The 19,623-nt window shown below is 53.2% G+C and carries 19 protein-coding genes; 10 read left to right on the top strand and 9 right to left on the bottom strand.

Annotated elements, in window-relative coordinates:
- Positions 1–96: 96 nt before the first annotated feature.
- The 3 genes from BUA93_RS00270 (at position 97) to rph (ending at position 2,497) form a co-directional block, all read left to right on the top strand.
- Positions 97–774 carry a C40 family peptidase gene (locus tag BUA93_RS00270; RefSeq protein WP_072977203.1) on the top strand — a complete coding sequence of 226 codons (678 nt, stop codon included), beginning with the start codon at positions 97–99 and terminating at the stop codon, positions 772–774.
- Positions 775–859: 85 nt separating this feature from the next.
- Positions 860–1,711, top strand: a complete 852-nt coding sequence (locus tag BUA93_RS00265; RefSeq protein WP_072976439.1) for a prephenate dehydratase — start codon at positions 860–862, stop codon at positions 1,709–1,711.
- A 60-nt stretch (positions 1,712–1,771) separates the two neighbouring features.
- Positions 1,772–2,497 (top strand): ribonuclease PH, encoded by a 726-nt coding sequence (rph, locus tag BUA93_RS00260; protein ID WP_072976430.1) that lies wholly within the window; start codon positions 1,772–1,774, stop codon positions 2,495–2,497.
- A 203-nt stretch (positions 2,498–2,700) separates the two neighbouring features.
- Here the strand turns inward: rph and hisH are convergent, their stop codons facing one another.
- The 4 genes from hisH to xseB all read right to left on the bottom strand — a co-directional run bounded on the left by hisH (position 2,701) and on the right by xseB (position 4,891).
- Entirely contained in the window at positions 2,701–3,324 is a 624-nt protein-coding gene (gene hisH / locus BUA93_RS00255) for an imidazole glycerol phosphate synthase subunit HisH (protein ID WP_072976428.1), read from the bottom strand.
- 81 nt (positions 3,325–3,405) lie between these two features.
- Positions 3,406–3,753, bottom strand: coding sequence for a hypothetical protein (locus BUA93_RS00250; RefSeq protein ID WP_072976426.1), 348 nt, complete (start codon positions 3,751–3,753; stop codon positions 3,406–3,408).
- Positions 3,744–4,670, bottom strand: a complete 927-nt coding sequence (locus BUA93_RS00245) for an ATP-binding cassette domain-containing protein (protein WP_254793777.1) — start codon at positions 4,668–4,670, stop codon at positions 3,744–3,746. The genes BUA93_RS00250 and BUA93_RS00245 overlap by 10 nt, the downstream gene beginning before the upstream one ends.
- Before the next feature lie 2 nt (positions 4,671–4,672).
- Complete coding sequence (gene xseB / locus BUA93_RS00240) at positions 4,673–4,891, bottom strand: exodeoxyribonuclease VII small subunit (protein WP_072976425.1); 219 nt, start codon at positions 4,889–4,891, stop codon at positions 4,673–4,675.
- Positions 4,892–4,919: 28 nt separating this feature from the next.
- On the opposite strand from xseB, the gene BUA93_RS00235 reads away from it, so the two are divergent.
- From BUA93_RS00235 to BUA93_RS00205, 7 genes are all read left to right on the top strand, one after another.
- On the top strand, positions 4,920–5,645 hold the full coding sequence (locus BUA93_RS00235) for a hypothetical protein (protein WP_072976423.1): 726 nt from the start codon (positions 4,920–4,922) through the stop codon (positions 5,643–5,645).
- Complete coding sequence (locus BUA93_RS00230) at positions 5,642–6,928, top strand: hypothetical protein (protein ID WP_072976421.1); 1,287 nt, start codon at positions 5,642–5,644, stop codon at positions 6,926–6,928. The genes BUA93_RS00235 and BUA93_RS00230 overlap by 4 nt, the downstream gene beginning before the upstream one ends.
- The gene (locus BUA93_RS00225) at positions 6,921–8,285 is read left to right on the top strand and encodes a hypothetical protein (protein WP_072976419.1); all 1,365 of its coding nucleotides are present in this window, start codon (positions 6,921–6,923) and stop codon (positions 8,283–8,285) included. Before BUA93_RS00230 ends, BUA93_RS00225 begins: the two co-directional genes overlap by 8 nt.
- Positions 8,285–8,905 (top strand): hypothetical protein, encoded by a 621-nt coding sequence (locus BUA93_RS00220; RefSeq protein ID WP_072976418.1) that lies wholly within the window; start codon positions 8,285–8,287, stop codon positions 8,903–8,905. Before BUA93_RS00225 ends, BUA93_RS00220 begins: the two co-directional genes overlap by 1 nt.
- Positions 8,906–8,912: 7 nt before the next feature.
- Entirely contained in the window at positions 8,913–10,520 is a 1,608-nt protein-coding gene (locus BUA93_RS00215) for a peptidase associated/transthyretin-like domain-containing protein (RefSeq protein WP_072976417.1), read from the top strand.
- Positions 10,521–10,599: 79 nt separating this feature from the next.
- Positions 10,600–12,210, top strand: coding sequence for a tetratricopeptide repeat protein (locus tag BUA93_RS00210; RefSeq protein ID WP_072976415.1), 1,611 nt, complete (start codon positions 10,600–10,602; stop codon positions 12,208–12,210).
- Positions 12,211–12,282: 72 nt separating this feature from the next.
- Positions 12,283–13,014, top strand: a complete 732-nt coding sequence (locus tag BUA93_RS00205; RefSeq protein ID WP_083597059.1) for a DedA family protein — start codon at positions 12,283–12,285, stop codon at positions 13,012–13,014.
- Positions 13,015–13,315: 301 nt separating this feature from the next.
- Here BUA93_RS00205 and BUA93_RS00200 read toward each other — a convergent pair whose 3' ends face one another.
- The 5 genes from BUA93_RS00200 to BUA93_RS00180 all read right to left on the bottom strand — a co-directional run bounded on the left by BUA93_RS00200 (position 13,316) and on the right by BUA93_RS00180 (position 19,617).
- On the bottom strand, positions 13,316–14,599 hold the full coding sequence (locus BUA93_RS00200; protein WP_072976413.1) for a hypothetical protein: 1,284 nt from the start codon (positions 14,597–14,599) through the stop codon (positions 13,316–13,318).
- Between the two features lie 549 nt (positions 14,600–15,148).
- Positions 15,149–15,940, bottom strand: coding sequence for an ABC transporter ATP-binding protein (locus tag BUA93_RS00195; RefSeq protein WP_072976411.1), 792 nt, complete (start codon positions 15,938–15,940; stop codon positions 15,149–15,151).
- 9 nt (positions 15,941–15,949) lie between these two features.
- Positions 15,950–16,732 carry an MlaE family ABC transporter permease gene (locus BUA93_RS00190; protein ID WP_072976409.1) on the bottom strand — a complete coding sequence of 261 codons (783 nt, stop codon included), beginning with the start codon at positions 16,730–16,732 and terminating at the stop codon, positions 15,950–15,952.
- A gap of 10 nt (positions 16,733–16,742) precedes the next feature.
- Positions 16,743–18,155, bottom strand: coding sequence for a replicative DNA helicase (dnaB, locus tag BUA93_RS00185; RefSeq protein WP_072977198.1), 1,413 nt, complete (start codon positions 18,153–18,155; stop codon positions 16,743–16,745).
- The gene (locus BUA93_RS00180; RefSeq protein ID WP_072976408.1) at positions 18,148–19,617 is read right to left on the bottom strand and encodes a sigma-54 dependent transcriptional regulator; all 1,470 of its coding nucleotides are present in this window, start codon (positions 19,615–19,617) and stop codon (positions 18,148–18,150) included. Before BUA93_RS00180 ends, dnaB begins: the two co-directional genes overlap by 8 nt.
- Positions 19,618–19,623: the final 6 nt, after the last annotated feature.

The raw sequence follows: 19,623 nt of genomic DNA, 5'->3' as shown, positions 1-19,623 counted from the left end.
TCTAAAAAACAGAAAAGACAATTTATTTTTACGTTTAGATAAAAAAGTGTAGAGATTCACATTTCCAGGCTTTCTCTTTTAATTACATTTTCCTTGATGCGTTCGCTGTCCAAATTTACCGGGTTGGTACTGGTCCCACTTTGCATGGGCCTTGTCTGCTGTTCGTTCCCGGTACGCACGGGGTACGATCGCAATATCGGCGATTACAAGCCCGTCCCCGCAAGCGAAACCGCAACGGCACAAGCAGCAAGCAAGCCATCCGAAACCGCGGCTCAAACGCCTCCGACATCGCAAAAATCGACCTCAGCCGTTCCGGATTCCGCCAAAAAACCCCTAAATTCTGCGGAAAAGGCCCGTGCCGCCATCAACAAGAAAGAAACCGCCAAGGCGGCAGCCAAGTCCACCCCCCGCGGGAGTTTCGAAAGCTACGCGCGTCAATGGCTCGGAGCAAAATACGGTTACGCCATGGCCACCAAGACCAAAACGGACTGTTCCGGCTACGTGATGCAGGTCTACAAAGGCTATTACGGCATCTCGCTGGACCACAGCGCCTCCAAGATGTACAAGGATAGCCGCGGAAAATCCGTAAGCCGCGGAAGCCTCAAGGAAGGTGACCTCGTCTTTTTCGGGAGCCTCTGGAAAATCGACCACGTGGGAATGTACCTTTCGGGAGACCGGTTCATCCATGCGAGCACGAGCAAGGGCGTGATGATTTCTCCGATGCACGACAAGTACTGGAGCCCCAAGTACCAGGGCGCAAGAAGGTTCAGGTAAATGACAAATGACTAATGTGTAATGTGAAATGAGTAATCACACATCTCACATCACACACTACACACCATTTACTATCTTTCTAAGCATGAAGAAAATTGCATTCCAGGGCCGCAAGGGTGCCTATAGCGACTGCGCCGCGCATTACCTGTTCGGAGAAAGTATCGAGACTCTCCCGATGGACACGTTCGAGGAAATCTACCAGGCGGTAGAAACGGGCGAAGCCGACGGCGGAGCCATTCCCATCGAAAACTCGACGGCAGGATCCATCGAAGCAAACTACGACCTGCTTTACAAATGGCGTCACCGTATCGTGGGCGAAGTCATGCTGCGTATCGAGCATACCCTGTGCGTGATGCCGGGCGTAAAGCTCGCCGACCTCAAACGCGTCTACAGTCACCCGCAGGCATTGGCCCAGTGTTCCAAGTTCTTTGCGGAAAACCCGCAGATCAAGGCAGTTCCTGCATTCGATACAGCCGGTTCCGCCGAGGAACTCGCCGAGCGCAAGGCTTTGGACGAAGGGGCTATCGCGAGTGCCTACGCCGCCAAGATCTACAATCTAGACATTTTAAGGGCAGGGCTTGAAAACCTGAGGGGAACGAACTTCACGCGTTTCTATGGCATCCAGAAATCACCCGCCACATTCGACGGAATCGAAGGTGCCAAGACGACCATGCTTTTTGAACTTGCCGACGATCACGCGGTGGGAGCCCTCTACAATGCGCTCGGATGCTTCGCCAAGCGCGGAATCAACCTGACCCGTTGCGAAAGCAGGCCGCACCCGGACAAACCGTGGGAATATATTTTCCACGTATCCTTCGAGGCGAACGTGAACGAGGATCGCGCCCAGGCCGCCCTCGCCGAACTCAAGAACTACACGAGCCAGATGTACATTCTGGGAACATTCAAGAAGGGCGTCGTCGAGACTCTTAAATACTAGATTGCCGCGCCCCTATGGGGGCTCGCAATGACGTTTTAATGAAATTAAAAAGGAACGATTATGGCATACGAACGCACCGACAGAAAGTTTAACGAATACCGCAACCTGAAGATGACCACCGGCTTTATTTCTAGCGCCGACGGTTCTGTTCTCATCGAAATGGGACGCACCCGCGTCATCTGCAACGCCACCCTTTTACCGAAGGTTCCCGACTGGCTCGCCGGTAAAGGCACCGGCTGGATTACCGCTGAGTACAGCCTCTTGCCGCAGAGTACGGGCAAGCGCGTGGAACGCGAGCGCAAGGGCGCGAGCGGCCGCACTCAAGAAATCCAGCGCCTGGTAGGCCGGTCGCTGCGCGGCGCAGCCGACCTTTCTGCCCTCGGAGAGAACGCCATCGTGGTCGACTGCGACGTGATCGAAGCCGACGGCGGGACACGCACCGCAAGCATTATCGGCGGCTTCGTCGCCCTTGCGATCGCACTCAAGAAAATCAAGGCGCGCCTCGGCATTACGCAACAGATTTTGCAGCACGGCATTACCGCGATTTCCGTCGGCGTTGTCGCAGGCAAGCCACTCTGCGACCTGTGCTACGTAGAAGATTCCGCAGCCGACGTGGATATGAACGTGGTGATGCAAGACGCAAAGAACTTCATCGAGGTGCAGGGCACCGGTGAACACGCAAGCTTCGACCGCAACATGCTCAACACGCTGCTTGACCTCGGCGAAAACGCCTGCAAGGACATCTACAAGAAACAGATGGAACTGATCGGCGGCGAACTACCGTAAGATTTAACGACCGTTCGCGCCCAAACAAGCGTATTCTTCCTCGATGCGCTCACTCTCGCAAGCACGGCCCGCTGATACGGGCCGTTTCTTGCTCACAAGCGACCGTTCGCGCCTAAACTAACGAATTCGTCCCCGAAGCGCTCACTCTCGCAAGCACGGCCCGTTGATACGGGCCGTTTCTTGCTCACAAGCGACCGTTCGCGCTAGACTTTCCAGTCGCAGAAATTCTTGAGCATGGCGAGGCCCACATCGCCGCTCTTTTCCTGGTGGAACTGAGTGGCTATCAGGTTGTCCTTGCCGACAATCCCCTGGAACGTTTGCGTACCGTAGGTCGTTTCGGCAAAGGCATATTCCGCAGGCACCACCGGGTGGTACGAATGAACGTAGTAGAAATCGCTCCCGTTCTTGATACCCTTCATAATCGGATGTTCACGCGTGAAGTTCACCTGGTTCCATCCCATGTGCGGAATCTTGAGGCCCGGTTCGTCCTTGAAACGCACCGCCTTGCCCGGAATGAGTCCAAGCGTCTTGACACCGCCATCCTCTTCGCTTTCCTCGAGAATAATCTGGCAACCGATGCAAATGCCGAGCACCGGGTTACCGGATTTCACGACCGTCTTGATGGCATCGCCAATTCCAGTTTTAGTCAAGGTTTCCATGGCCGATGCCGCCGCACCCACGCCCGGGAAAATAAGGCGGGTCGCCTTTGCAATCACGTCGGGATCGCGGCTGGACTTGGCGTCTGCACCGATATGCGCAAGTGCGTTCATCACCGAAGTCAAATTACCGGCGTTATAGTCGACGACGATTATGGGATTAGCGGACATAAGAACCTCTCTTTTTCAAGAGCAAAAATAGATTTTTTATGAGACTAGAGAACTTCGACAAACTCAGAATGACACTATGTGTCACTTATCTAAAAAATCCAGCGCTTCGCCGGCGAGTTCCACGCAGCGGTTGCAAGGGATAACGCCATTCGGACGGATTTCCTTGCACTTGGTGCAGTTCTTCGCCCCGCGCTTGAAGAAGTCCTCGATGGCGTCGGCATGGTCCGGCTGCATCAGCTTTGCCGTGTAGAGCGCACCGCAAAAGCCATCCGGAGCCTGGCCACCTCCAAACCCGCGGAAAGTCTGTGCGGCATCGGTCGATTCCAATTCCGTCTTGCCCGTTCCACGGGCGTAACCATAAGCCACAGCCATGGCGCAGTTGCCACGCTTGTCGGCGTGAAACTTTTTCGCTTCTTCTGCTATTGACATATCTTTCTCCTTATTGTCGGAACACTTGCCAACAATTTTTGAGTGTACTCATGCTGCGGATTCGTCAAGACCTCGTCGGCATGACCGCGTTCAACCACATGACCAAAGTACATCACCAAAACTTCGTCGCTCAAGGCACGAACCACCTGCATGTCGTGGCTAATAAATAAAATAGAAAGTCCAAATTCGTTCCGTAGGTCATCAAGCAAATGTAAAATTTGCGCCTGCACCGAGACATCTAGCGCACTCGTCACTTCGTCGCACAAGAGGATTCTCGGACGCACCATTAAGCTGCGGGCTATGCAGAGGCGCTGCCGCTGGCCCCCCGAGAACTCGTGGGGGAACTTTTGGAGAGATGCTGCCGGCAATGACACGCGCTCCAAGAGTTCCTTGGCGCGCGTTTCCGCCACATCAAACTTCACCCCGCGCGCCACCAGCGGCGCCGTGAGTATTTCCGCTACAGTCTGCCGCGGGTTCAAGCTGCTGAACGGATCCTGAAAAATCATCTGCACCAGGTCGGACACCCGGCACGGTTTTTGCGAAGCCAAACCACCCAACTTTTGCGAAGCCAAACCATCCAACTTACGCGTAGCTGAACCTTCCAATTTTTGCAAAGCAGCCGGTCCAGCCACCTTCCCCCGACAGACGGTTTCGCCAAACAGTTTAAAAGTACCCGATGCCATCGGCACGAGCCCGACCAGGGACTTTACGAGAGTCGACTTGCCGCAGCCGGATTCCCCCACCACCGACAGGATTTTCCCCTGCGGGAGCGTAAACGACACGTCGTCCACGGCGGTAAAATAGCGCTGCACCTTACCGAGCACGCCTCCGCGCACCGGGAACTTCACAGTCAGTCCCGAAACCTCCATGGCAGGGACTTCTGCGTTCAGGGGCATTTCCGACGCCTTATCAACCATTATCAGGCACCCGTTTCCGTTTCGCCGTCCAGGTTCGAAAGCGCTTCCTGCACGTTCTTTTCCGTTGAAAGCAGGATTTGCCTGCATTTCCGCAAAAGTTCCGTAGCTTCCTGCACGGCCCCGGCCAATTCGTCGATTTCCATCTCGGAATTGTCTATGCGTTCCAGGATGTTTTCCAGACGCTCCATTGCGGTTTTATATTCAAAATTTTCGGTACTCATGTGAACGAATATAGTTATCTTTAATTCCGTGAGTTTATTCGGTAAATCCATTCAGCGTATTTTTTGCTTTTACGGAAGCCTGACAGGTTTCGCCTTTCTGGGCGTATGTCTAGGTGCGTGCAGCGACATTCCCGATTTACCCGACAGTTCCTCCAAAATTCAGGATTTCGAAGTTTACGTCCACCAGTCCGGCGAGAACACCTTTGACCCGCTCAAGATCAATTCCAACGACTCCGCCACCCTGGTCGTCCATGTCGTACCGGACGCCTACCAGGACAACGTAAGGTATTACTGGTATAACGGCGAAGACCTCCTGGACAGCGGTCGCAGCTACCCCGTATCAACCGTCATGACGGCGTCCCCGTTCACGGTGCAGAACTTCATTCCCGACCATGTCAAAATCATCGACAACGAAGGAAACTGGCTCGAAAAACAGATCTCGGTCATCGTAAACGCTCCGCCCGAAATCAGCGACATCACTGTTCCTGCCAATGGCGATACCCTCTACGGTAACAGCCATACCCCGTTCCTGTTCACCTGGGACACCTGGGACCGCGATGAAGACGACAGAATTTTCAGCACCATTGAAATCGACGGGAAATCCTACACCCTCGGCGAACTCGACAACATCCGGCAATCCGGCTTAGGCGAAGGCGAACACACTTTTAGGGTCATCGTCGAAGATTCCCGTGGCGACAAGGATTCCATTCCTGCCCGCACCTTCTTTGTCCTCGACACGCTGGAGGGCAAATGACTTTCGGCAAGTTCCATTCCCTCTTGTTGTTCCTTCTAGGCCTCATCATCCTTGTCTTCGGGGCTTGCAGCGATTCCGACCGCTACGTATTTGACGGCTCCGAACCGGGCGAACCCATTTCAGTCAAGGCCCTCCTCACGACATCGTTCGATTCCTCCGTCGCCAAAGTCAGGTCCGACACCATCCGACCGGGCGACTCCCTCATTTTCCTTACAGAAGTTTACCCGTCCAAATCCATCGGACACAAGCGGTACTTCTGGCTACTAGACGGTAACCCGTTTGCAAACGAGTTCAGTTTCAGGAACACCATCCTTGAACTCGGCGTCCACGAAGTCGTATTCGTCTTTGTCGATTCCTTCGGCGACACCCTGAGCGATACACTCTCCGTGACCGTTGCAAATTCACCTGCACTAGATGACAGTCTTTTCATTCCCGCCTGTGGCACCCAGAGCATCGAACCCGACTCTTCCCTAAGCTTTGCCTGGAACGGCACCGCATCCGATTCCATCAGCAAAATCAGCTACCATTTCGTCATCTGGAAATCTACAGGCGAAATCATGGTCGACACGCTCCTCAATCAGGCGAACTTCATCTACCGCAACGGATTCACTCCACTCCACAAGTACTACTGGAGCGTCTCTGCCGAAAACCAGTTCCACCAAAAATCGGAACGGACCATCGAAGGATACTTCTATGTCAAGGGTGCATCCCGCGAAAACGCCGTGATGGGCCATCTCATGACCAACTCCGACAGGGACACCTTCACCTACCAGCTTCTCCTGCAAGACAGCAACATGGTCCCCCTCAAGGAAATCAAGAGCGACAGTACCGATTTCAGCCTGGCTCCCCTTGCCGAAGGCTCCTTTTCGCTCCGGGTATCCATTCCGGGACATCCCGATTTTTCGCCCATCCTTTCACGTTTCTCACTCCACGGGGAACAGGTTCTGGAACTTGACACCATCCGCCTATACGACAACAAACCGCCCGCCATCACAAGCCCGCTAGGGAGCGACACGATTGCCATCGCGGACACGCTCCGTTTTGCAGTCTACGATGCAGGCAGCGGCATTTCGGAATCCATGATTAGCGTGTTCTTCGAGAACCGTTATGTGCAAGACTTTTCATTATCGGACAACCTGCTGAAAATTCCTTTTGACAAGGACATTCGAAGCTGGACCTACAGGATTATCACCATTACCGCCATCGACTTTAGCGGCAACAGAATCAATAAAAACTTTTATCTGAAGCCGAACACGACCCTGCCGGAGGTTTTCGGTGAATAGACTGATTCTTTCCATTCTGCTTTATGCGGTCCTGTTCCTCTCGGCCTGCGGCGACGACCACCTGGCAAGCGAATCGAACAACCTGCAGCAATTCGTCTACGCCGTCGCCGACGGTTATACCGGCGACATCGTCAACAACAATGACGCTCTCGGCGACCTGTACCTGGAGCAAGGACAAACCGTCCGGTTCTATGCGGCCTACGGCCTCGGCAAAGCCATTTTCACCGACGAGACCCTACAGCAGTATCACGGGGGCTGTTCGTGGAACATCGAAAACGACAACTTCAACCTGTCCAGTTTCCGCTACACCTTCAGCAATTCCGGAGATTACACAGGCTCTCTCGAGACCGTCGACCTTTACGGCGACACCCTCCATAACGATTTCAGAGTCCACGTCAACACGCCCAACGGAATCACGATTCTATTCCCGTACAACGGCTACAACCAGGCAGAGCCGACTTCCAGCCAGCAGATTCCTTTACGCTGGTCCGTTCAGGGACACGATCCCTGGGAAACATCCATCTGCCAGATTTTCATTTCAAACGATCCCGATTCCGTCTGGGACCATGCCGTCGGCAACGTCGACTGTAACGCAGAAATTTCACTTGGCGGTTCACTTCTCGGTCCCATCGATCCCGACTCTGCCGCCATCATCACAAGGGACTGTTCCTTCACCCTGTATTGGGGACTAAAGCTTCTCACCCAGAGCGCCAGCGGCAGGGTGTACCAGAACACTTCGGAGATATTCCATTTTTCAACGAAGATCCTGAACGACTCCTCGACAATCAAGATTCCCGTCGTCTACTCCAGGTTCAAGAGCAACGCCTTCCTGGAATCAAACGTCTACCTGATTTCCGCAGACGGCGACACGCTAGAAAAGCACACTTCCGACGAACATGCATACACCGTCACGACAAAGGTCAAGGCCCAATCCAGACTCAAGATTCTGGTCAAGGAATCGCTACGCAAGGAATATACCCCCGAAAGCGTTATGGTGGACATCCCCGCAAACACGGTTCAGACACTTGACACGATTTTCCTTACGGACAAGGTCGCCCCTCAGATATCCCCCTTCCTCGATACGATTTCTCCCGCCGATTCCATCCAATACCTTGTCTATGACGACGGTTCCGGAATCAACGCTTCTCGGTTGAACGTTTTGGTTGACGGCGACACCATTCCAAGCGATTTTCGTTCACCTACACTCCTTTTCAGATTCAAATGCAGGTTCAGCTGCAAAGTTGAAATTCTAGGCGAAGACAATGCGCGCAATCCACTCCCGCAAATGCATTGGTTTATCGAGAACAAGTCAAGTTACTATACCATCACGGGACCGTATTCAGGAGGAATTTTCTAATGTTCCGACTGATCGCCATTTGCCTTCTTTTTGCAAACATCGCCTTTGCCCAAAAGGTGCTGCACGTATCGACTATTCCATCCAAGGCCGACATCTACGTTCAGGACACGCGCCCAGATCATACGCAGGATCCGGACTTCGTCTCGCCCGCCTTTATCCCGCTGAACGACGACCAAGTTCTTGAAGGCGAAATTCTCGTTTCGCTGTTCCACCCCGAATTTACGGACACCACCATCAAGGTCAAGCTTTCCGACAGGGACACGTCATACCTCATCGTCTCGCAACGCAGCGCCCTGGACGAGGATATCCTCAGCGAACAGAGAAGTGAACTGTCCAAGAGACAACGCAAAAAGTTCGGGAAAGGCCTGATGTTCTCGTCGGTCATTCCCTTTGCCGTGAGTGCTATCGCGGGAATCGTAAGCCAATACGAAATCAGCAAAGCAAATGACTGCAAGAACACCCTTCAGAATTCGGCTATTGCCGAAACAAGGCATTTCCGTCAAACCGAGCAGGACTTCAAGGATTACCGCGACAAGGCTAAAACCTCCAGGTCCGTCATGTACACCGGTCTTGCAGTCGGCGCCTCGCTCCTCACCCTCGGATTCATATTAACATTCTAGGTCGGCCATGAAAAAGTTTATCCTCTCCTTCGTACTCTTCTGGGCGTTCGCGACCTACGCAGACGAACTCCAGGGCGTCCGCGCTACCGTTGAATTGGTGACCGGCGCAAAACAGACGGCGCAGTTCCTTGGCATTCAGAACGACACGGTCAGTCTCGGTGGCTCCATCAAAGGACAATTCACCATTGTACGCATTCCCGCCACCCGTTTCAAAAGCATTACCGACGAGCAGGGAGCCGACCTTCTCCACGCCGCAAGCAGTAACCAGACCGTTGACTCCGTCCGCACCGACAGCATCCCGGCCGACACCACTACTCGCGATACGATCGCCCGCAACGCAACTCTACAAGACTCACCCCTCCAAGACACGACAGACGCCATCGCAGCCCCAATCCCCACCTACCTTGATTCCGTCGAAGGCAAGCATATCTACATTCCGCTGGAACGCCGCAGCTCCGACTCTGCGCTAGCCGAACAGCTGGACCACCTGATGACCAAGCTTATCAAGGAATCGGGAACGCCCGTCACGGTCGCAAGACCCGACGCATTCGCGAACTGCCCCGATATCGCCTGCATCCGCGATTCACTCTCCGCCCACAAGGCCGCATCCGCCTACACCGGACGCATCACCGCCGCACGCACGCCGGATTCACTGGCAGTGCAGGCATCGCACTTCGTCTTCGACGATTCCACCGTCAAGGGAGCAAAAACCTCGGTCCAGATGAATTTATCCGCAATCCGCTCCCTGAGCGATGCCATGGCCAACAACAAGCTGCAAAATTTCATCAAGGCGCTCCAAGGCGAAAAGGTTTCCCCCTCCAAGCCGGCTGTAAGCGGCAAGAGCTATATCCATATCGAAACGGATCCCGAAGGCGCAAACATTGCCATCCACGGCAAAGAGGACATCTGCAAGAGCCCCTGTACATTTGCAACGGCCGACACCGGGAAAATCGTCCTGTACGCCTACTGGAATGTGAACCGCCAGCTATGGAGCACCAAGTCCGCTGTTAGGCCGATACCGGGTGACACCACCAAGCTTTCGCTCAAGCTCAAGAAGGCAAAACCCGAACTCCGCATCACGACCATTCCGTCGGGAGCAGAAATATACGCAGGGTCGTCGCCGATTACGCCGAAGTCGGAACCCATCGGATACTCTCCGAATAAATTCACCATCTTCGAACCAGGCCTTTCTACCGTGCAAATTCGCAAGGTCGGTTACCGTGACACCCTGGTGACCGTATTCGCCTCGCCCACCGAAATCACGGACATCGACGTCACCCTGACTCCCATCACGAACCTCCAGGAGCAAATCGTACAGGACGAATGGGAAAGCATCCGCAAGCGTCACCGCCTAGGGAAGACCCTGATGGGCACCTCTATCGCTCCGTTGCTTCTCGGCGCCCTGTTTACATACCTCGCCAGCTTGGACTACGACGATGCCGATGCCGTCAAGAACGAGCTGGAACGCCCCGCCTCGGGAGGAAAAAATTACCAGAAAAAAATCGAAGAAAACAGGGATCTGGTCGACAAGGGCGACCGCAAGATGATCATCGGAGGCTCCCTGATTGGAGCCGGAGCAATCCTACTGGGCGTCGGATTCATCCTGAACTTCTGATATTAGACCAAAAACACCTAAAAAACCCTTATTTTTTAATTTCTTTCTCCCGAAGCGCCCTAGAAAATTTAAATTTAGTATGATGCGTAAACTATTTGCCATTTTGTCTTTACTGGCGGCTGCCTCGTATGCGGCCGATTTTGAACGATCCAACTGGCGTACCCAGCTGTACCTGCAGGGTGAACCCGCCTTCTTGAATTTCAAGACCGACAAGAGCAAGACTCTCCTCGATGACGGGCTTGACAAAGATGTTCTTACCGTCCCCCTTTCGTTGGGTCTTTTGTGGTCGCCCCTGATCACGCCCCTGTGGAAAGCGGACATCCCGTTTACCTTCTGGCTGGGCGCGGAAGTCAACTCCTTCCAGTTCGGTACCATCGAAGACAACCCCAAGTACACCATCCCCGATGAATCCAAGAGCGGAAAGACCAGAAAGGGCGAACAGACCGACCGTGAACTTTGGTTCCTCACTTACGCACCTTCCGTGCTCGCCGGTTTCAGTTTCAACCTGATCGGGGACCTCGACCTGCGCGTTTTGGGCGGATTCGGATTCCACTTCTTCTCTTTCTACGACGACTACAGCGGTCATACCGACCAGCATACCGAAATGGCTCAGACCGGATTCGTTTCCGGCGCGCTCGAATACCGCATCACCGAGATTTTCAAGGATGTCGACCTCAAGATTGGCGTGAATGTCCGCAAGGAATTCCTCCCCTACGAAGACATCAAGGCACGCGACAAGGACAACAGCCCAAGCCCGTCCCCGTACTCCGACCTCAAGTTCGACAAGATTTCCTACAAGTGGCCCGTACGCGTCGGCCTAGAACTCTCACTTGATTTCGGCCGTGAAAGCCGCCGTGACCGCCGCATGCGCTACAACCTGCACGACCGCGACGACGTCCTGCGCAAGTACAGCGAAGTCAAGGATACGCTCAGCGACTGGGACTGCATGGCCATCGAGCGCGACTACCGTTTCTACCTTGACGAAAACGGCGAACTGCCCGACATGAGCGAAGCCTACACCCGCACCCAGTTTGCGGACGTACTCGAAAGCTTCCTCGCCTTCTGCCACCCGGCAGACCTCGCCACCAAGGAAAAGCTCTACTCCACCCTCGACAGCGGCAAGGTCCAGTTGAAGGAATACCAGGTTCGCCAGGAAGATTCCCGTTTCGACCAGGTCATGGCCTCCAACGATCCGGAAATGCTCGAGATGTTCCTGCAGTACTACCCCGACTCCCCGCGTAGGCCCGAAGTCGAAGCCAAGCTGCGTTCTCTCGGCGAATACGACAAGTTCCGCGCCATCCAGGCTCAGAACACCTTCAAGGCATACCTCACCTACCTGAACGACAATCCGAACGGAGCCTTCCGCGATGAAGCCGAAGCAGGCATCTTCGAACTGGTGAAAGCTGGCAACCGCTTGAAGGACTACGAGATTTACCTGAAGCGTTTCCCGAACGGCAAGTACGTGGAAGAGGCCAAGGCCGCCCTTAACCAGGCGAACAGCCAGAACTCCATCATCGAATACCAGACGGGCGAAACCTACAGTGAACCGGAACAGTCCGTGCAGCAGGAAGAAGTCGCCGAGGACGAAGAAGAGGAAGAAGTCAAGCCGTCCAAGAACAAGAAGGCTTCCAAGAAGGCGAATAAGAAAGCCGCCAAGAAAAAGAACAAAAAGTCCAAGAAGAAAAAGTAAGACTTTTCTACAAACCTTTGATACCCCCTGACAACGCGTCAGGGGTTTCTTTTTCTTTCTATATTTGGCCTCATGAATAAAAAATTTTTCGCCTTAGCACTTATTAGCTTGTTCGCAGTAGCGGCATTCGCCGAGCCCACCGTAGCCGATACAGTCGCCCAAGCGGCCCCGGTCAAATCTACGGGAATCTACACCCAGATTATTGACTGGTATAACGAGCATCTGAATTACTGGTCCATCGCCCTCCTGATGGCCGTCGAAAGTTCATTCATTCCATTCCCGTCGGAGCTCGTGGTGCCCCCCGCCGCCTACAAGGCGCTGCAGCCGGGCTCGGGGCTCAGCATCGTGCTGATTGTCATCGCCGCAAGCGCAGGCGCCCTCGTCGGAGCGTACATCAACTACTTCCTCGCCAAGTTCCTCGGTCGACCAATTATCTACAAATTCGCCGACAGCCGTCTAGGACATTTCCTGTTGCTGGACACGCAGAAGCTCGAAAAGGCAGAAAATTACTTCCGTGAACACGGAGCCATTTCTACGTTCGTGGGCCGCCTCATCACCGTGATCCGCCAGCTGATTTCTATCCCGGCGGGTATCGCGAACATGAAGCTGATTCCATTCACCCTGTACACTTTCCTGGGCGCCACCATCTGGAACTGTGTCCTTGCGGGCCTCGGCTACCTCGCCCACGGCCAGAAGGACATTATCGAGAAATACAATTCCGAGCTCGCCATCGCCCTCCTCGCCTTCGGCGCCCTCTTTATCGGCTACATGGTCTGGAACGCCGTAAAGACTACCAAAAAGTAGAAATTACAGTTTCATTGAAAAGCATTCAGAAGCAAGTCCAAGGACTTGCTTTTTTTTGTATATGGTTTTGAATGTGCGTCTAATTCTAATGGACTGAATAAAGAGCAGACTGAACTACGAGCGAACAGAACAACGGCTTCCCTGCAGGGAGACCCTTGTGTTTGGTAGTGTCAAGTTTTTTGACAGCCATTTCTTTCAATAGCAAATTATTCAATAGACAATATTCGGGACAATCAATGATTGTACATATACAAGAAAAGCTCCCCGGAGGGAGCTTTTCTGAAATTAGAGTTTTAGTGGATTACCAAGCAACGAAGCAGGACGCGCCGGCATTGGATCCAACATTCAAGACAAACGGCAGGGACTTACCACCGATAGTATTGGCAACATCGATCGTTGCAGTAACATAGTCACCACCAACAATTTCAACTGTACCAATAGATCCCGTAATTTTTCCATCACCAGTTCCACCTCTATCAACCTGGCAAGCAAAGGTACATGTGCCAGCATCACCAGCGCCATGCCAACCCGACGGAAGATTGAACACTACAGTAGCATCCACATTGCCAACAAACGGAATAGCGTTTGTATTTCCCTGATCCGTAAATTCATAGTCAGGCTTGCTTGCATCGATAGCCTTCACTGCCGAGCAAGTAAAAGACTGCTTGGTATTGTCATCGTTGGAAACAACCACTGTCGGAGTAATCTCCTGGTCTTTTTCGGAGAATGCTGCGGTAGCAGATTCGCCCGTTCCAGTAGCACCTGTCCATTCATAACCAGTAATCGTGGCGCCAACAGTAGCACACTTAGATACAGACCATGTAACAGTGACCGGGCCATTTGCAACATCCGGAATAGCAACATCGGGTTCGCAAGTACAACCCGTAATTGCAGCTCCATTCACCTGCAGCGGATCGCAGGCAACGCTGATCGGAGTGCCATCATACAGCACCGTAACAGAGGCTGTCGTTGCGCCGGAGTTTGCATAGGTAATATTGCCACTCGTGGTGCCCTTGCCCGTGCCATCATCCACGGCACCAGCAGCAAAGGACCAAGTATAAGTCGCCTTGGCAATCTTCAAAGCGTCAAAACCAGGATACTTCGAGTTTGCCTTAAACTGCCACTGGACCTTTTCACCCTTGTTAATGGGATTCTTAAGCGGTGCGCAAGTACCGAACGAATCGTCGGTAATCGGGGCTGCGCCAGAAGAGGACTCAACCGGATTATCAATAATATTGATCGACGAAGAACTACGGGCAATCTTGATGGAAGAAGACACATTCGGCATCGTATACGAATTGCCGCCGCCATTAGAGTTCGAGGAATTTACGTCAGGAACCGGATTGTCAACCGAAGTCGGAACTTCGGTTCCTTCCAAATAGCCCTGATACTTCGCATAGCAGTCCGGGGTCATACGACATTCATCAAGGGCGTTGTCTTTTAAAGTCTGCAAGTCCTGATCATTGGAAGCCATCGCGATATCGTCATTCAAATCCTTGCCATTGATATTACCTTCGCCGCAAGCCCAAAAACCGGTCGCAGCAACCGACACCAATGCAAGTCCTGACAAAAGTTTCTTGTTCATATAAAACCTCTTTGTCCGAAAAATACATTATTCAAATCAAAAGCGTTACACTTGGTGATAAATTCGTGCTTAAAAACACATATTTTTTACATACACACCACCGACATGTAAACATTACTAAACAAAATGTCAAGCAGAACCTCAAGTTATGGATTCCCTCCATCGCTTCGCTCCGTCGAGAATGACGATGCGAGTACAACATCCTTGCCGAAGCAGGCTCCGTCGAGAATGACGAGGCGGGGCATTCCATTACGGTTCTAGGAGTGTCATCCTGGAGCCTCGAAGAGGCGAACGGGATCCAACCGACGCATGATTCAATGGATTCCCTCCGTCGCTTCGCTCCGTCGAGAATGACGATGCGAGTACAACATCCTTGCCGAAGCAGGCGCGTCGAGAATGACGACGCGGGGGCATTCCGTTACGGTTCTAGGAGAGTCATCCTGGAGCCTCGAAGAGGCGAACGGGATCCAACCGACGAATGATTCAATGGATTCCCTCCGTCGCTTCGCTCCGTCGAGAATGACGATGTGGAAACAGCCGGGAAAGCCTTTACGCTTCGCCCTCTTCCACGGAAATCTTGCGCTGTCCGGTAATAAACTGGTGCACGTAGGGGTTGCTGGTGTTCTTGATTTCGTCCACCGTCCCCACCTCGATAATGCGGCCGTTGTAAAGCATCGCGATACGGTCGGCCACCTTGAAGGCACTCACCATGTCGTGCGTCACCACCACAGACGTCACCCCGAGCTTGCTCTGCATATCGAGAATCAAGTCGTTAATCACATCGCTCGTAATGGGGTCCAAACCGGTCGTCGGTTCGTCGTACAACAGGATTTCAGGATTCAGTGCAATCGCACGGGCCAAGGCAACACGCTTGCGCATACCACCCGAAAGTTCAGACGGCATCTTGGTACGGAATTCGGGCACCAGGTTAATCATCTGGAGTTTTTCGGTGACCACATCCTGAATCTGCTTCTCGGAAAGTTCCGGGTGATGTTCACGCAGGGCAAACGCGATATTCTCGCCGGTATCCATCGAGTCAAAGAGCGCACCCATCTGGAAAAGCATGCCCATCTTGCGGCGGATCGTATGCGTATCGAAAAACTTCGGCGTACTGATCGTCACGCCGTCCACAGTCACCTCACCGCCGTCCGGCTGCAACAGGCCAATCATGTGCTTAAGAATCACGGACTTTCCGCCACCGGACTTGCCGATAATCACCATCGTCTCGCCACGGCGAATGTCAAGGTTCACGTCGCAAAGCACATCCTGCGGGCCAAAGGATTTCTTGAGTCCCTTGAGGCGAATGGCAATATCGTTCGGGTCGATTTTTACGTTAGGCATAATATTACCTTAGAAGAACAGGATGGCGTCCATCACAAAGTCAGCAATCAAAATCATAAGGCAACTGGAAACCACCACGCTCATCGTGGCAATTCCCACGCCTCGGGCACCCGCCTTGGCATTGATGCCGTGGTAGTAACCCAGCAAGAAAATCAAGGTTCCAAAGACAAACGACTTGAGCACACCGGACCACAGGTCCATCGGGTCGAACAGGTACTGCATCCCGGTCACGTAGGTATAGGTCGTAATGTCAAGACCAAGTACGCACACGATCCAACCACCTATAATGGCTAGCGCATTCGAAATCACCGTAAGGCAGGGCACCATCGTAAAGAAAGCCACAAAACGCGGGAGAGCCAAGTAACGGTATGGTTCAAGTCCGAGCACCGTGTAAGCAGCCAATTCTTCCTTTTCTTTCATGGAACCGAGTTCTGCCGCCACGGCAGAGCCCACGCGGCCCGAAAGCACAATCGCCGTGAGGAGTGGTCCAAGTTCGATCAAGATCATCTTGCAAGCGGCCGTTCCCACAAACTTGTCTGCAACCAGATTGTGAAATTCAAATTCTGCCTGTACCGTCGCAACCATGCCCGTAAAAATGGAGGTCACGAACAGCAGTGGAAGCGACGACACGCCAATCGATATCATCTGCTTTACAATCAGCGACGGATTCTTATGGATATAGCGCAACTGTTTCAGCGTGTTCAACAGGATGCACACCACTTCACCGATATTGGCAATACCGGTCACGATAATCTTTCCAAGCCAGGCAAAGGGGAGCAAAACAATCGACATACGCAATTTCCTAGAAACTTCCGAAATCGGTTGCGCCCATGTCGCCGGAGTCGTCGTAGGCATAGGCCTCGCCACCCTCTTCGCCTTCGGGGGCTGCGTCGTAGAATGTGGTGTATTCCGGAATGAACGTCATCGGGATGTCCTTGACGGAACCGTTACGGTGTTTCGCCACGATAAGTTCTGCAGAATGTTTATCTTCTTCGCGGTGGGTCTGCACGAACTTGCGTTCCACGAACCACACCATGTCGGCGTCCTGTTCGATAGAACCCGATTCACGAAGGTCGGAAAGCTGCGGGCGTTCGCGTCCCTTTTCTTCGACCTTACGGCTAAGCTGGGCAAGCGCAATCACGGGAATCTGCATTTCCTTCGCGAGAATTTTCAAGCCACGCGAAATCGCACCGATGGCGACCGCACGGTTTTCTTCCTTGCCGGTTTTCATCAGCTGCAGGTAGTCAATAATCAGCAGGTCAAGTTTTCCCTTGCGCTTGAGCTGGCGCGCCTTGCTCATGAGTTCCATGATGCCGAGGTCCGCGTTGTCGTCGACATAGAGCGGAGCCTGCTGGATAGGCGACACGGCCGCGATTAGCTTCTTCTTTTCGTCACTGTTCAGGTAACCGTTACGGAGCTTGCTCTGGTCGATCTGCGCCTGGGAGCAAAGCAGACGCTGGGCAAGCTGCACTCCGTCCATTTCGAGACTGAAAAACGCCACGTTGTGGTGGTAGTTGATGGCCGCATTCGCCGCAATCGTCAGGGCAAAAGAAGTCTTACCCACACCCGGACGCGCCGCCAGAATAATCAAGTCGGAATTCTGGAGACCGTTCGTGAGTTCATCGAGTTCCGAAATTCCCGTACGAATACCCGTAATGCCATCCTTGCGGTTATTCAGGCGTTCCAGGAGCGGAGTCACGAAGCTCTGGATCGGCTTGAGAGAATCCTTGATCTGGTCGTCGGCAATCGCAAAGATATCACGTTCGGCATCCTGCAAGACTTCGTCAGGCAACGCCGCCGGATCCATTGCATTCTTGATAATCGTTGAAGACGACTTGATCAGCTTGCGGAGAGTCGCCTTCTTGCGCAACAGCTCGATATGCCATTCCGTATTCGCCGAAGACGCAACCGATTCCATGAGTTCAAACAAGTATTCGCGGCCACCCACGAGTGCTAGCTTGTTCATGGTCTCGAGTTCCGAGGCCAAAGTCACCAAGTCGATCGGAGTCACATTACGGTTGAGCGTACAGAGGGCTGTCCATATCAGCTGGTGCTTTTCCAGATAAAAAAAGCTTTCGTCCTTGATGGTCATGATGGCACTCCCCATCACGTCCGGATCGCGCAAAATACTACCGAGCAGGCAACGTTCCGCCTCAAGATCCATCGGGACCTGACGGCCTTCAAAATTGTTCTGTTGGTTTTCAAAATCAGGCATCGTCGCCATCCATCATAATCTTGAGTTCTTTCAATTTACGCCACAGGGTCGCACGGCTAATTCCAAGTCGCTTGCAGACTTCGGTCTTGTTTCCGCCGCACACACTCAGCGCATGCAGGATATGACGGCGTTCCATCTCCTCAAGCGAGAGGATTTCTTCGGAATCGCCTTCCGCTGCCGACTTCTGTTCCGAGGCACTCGACTTACCCGTCCCTTCAAACGAAATGCCCGGTAGTCTTTCAACTTCAGCCTCGATCGGTTCCGGGGATTCCCCCTTGATATGCGGAATCGCCATCGTCTTTTCGCGGGCGCATTCCTGCACTTCTTCGGGCAAATCTTCTAAGCGGATTACGCCACCTTCGGCAAGCACGATGGCATGTTCGATGATATTTTCCAGTTCGCGGATATTGCCCGGATACGGATACTTGGTGAGCGCATACAGGGCTGCCGGTTCCAGGTCGACAATTTCTTTCCCCTGCGCATCCTTGTTCTTCAAGATGAAGTACTTGATCAGGTTCGGGAGCGCGGGCTTCCTTTCACGGAGCGGAGGAAGCATCAGGTGGAATGTGTTCAGGCGGTAATAAAGGTCTTCGCGGAAGGTTCCCTTCTGCATGGATTCCTGCAAATCGCGGTTGGTCGCCGCAAGCACGCGGACATCCAAATAACGAGGTTCGGTCTCGCCCACGCGCCTGATTTCGTGGCTTTGCAAGAAGCGCAATAACTTCACCTGGGTAGCGGCAGACAGTTCTCCCACTTCGTCCAGGAAAAGCGTACCGCCGTTCGCGGATTCGAACAGGCCCTTCTTGTCGGTCGTCGAGCCCGTATAGGAGCCCTTCTTGCTACCGAAAAGTTCGCTTTCGACCAGGTTCTCGGGAATGGCGCCGCAGTTCACTGCCACAAACGGTTCTGTCGCACGCTTGCTGTAACGGTGAATGACATTCGCCAGGAATTCCTTACCCGAACCGGACTCGCCGGTAATAAGAACGGTGCTGTTGGTAGGCGCCACCTTGTAGACCGTCTTCAAAATTTTGCGCATCTCGGGCGTATTGCCCAGAAGGCTGTCCAGCACCTGGGATTCCATGAGCTGGTTGTTCGTGCGGTTCTGCAACTGCGACTGGATTTTGCGGGCGGTCGATTCCAGCAGGGAAAGAGTGACTGGCTTTTTCAGGAAACTGTTCGCCCCGCGCGTAATCGCCGAGGCGGCACCCTGCCAGTTGCGGTCGTCGCAAAGCACAAATATCTCGATTCCAGGGTGTTTTTCCTTCAGGAAACTCACCATGTCCATGTTGTCCTGCATCAGGAACGGAACCTCGATAAACGCAAGGTCTATCGAATCCTTCTTGACGAGGGGCATGAGCCCGGCTTCGTTACGGCATACCAACAAATTGGTCCCTGGCACCGACCAGGAACGCTCCACGCCCTCGATAAACTTCTGATCCAAATCCGCGATCAGGATATTCATCGTTTA

The sequence above is a fragment of the Fibrobacter sp. UWH4 genome (assembly GCF_900142475.1).
Lineage (GTDB): Bacteria > Fibrobacterota > Fibrobacteria > Fibrobacterales > Fibrobacteraceae > Fibrobacter.
This window is presented reverse-complemented; position numbering and strand designations above follow the sequence as displayed.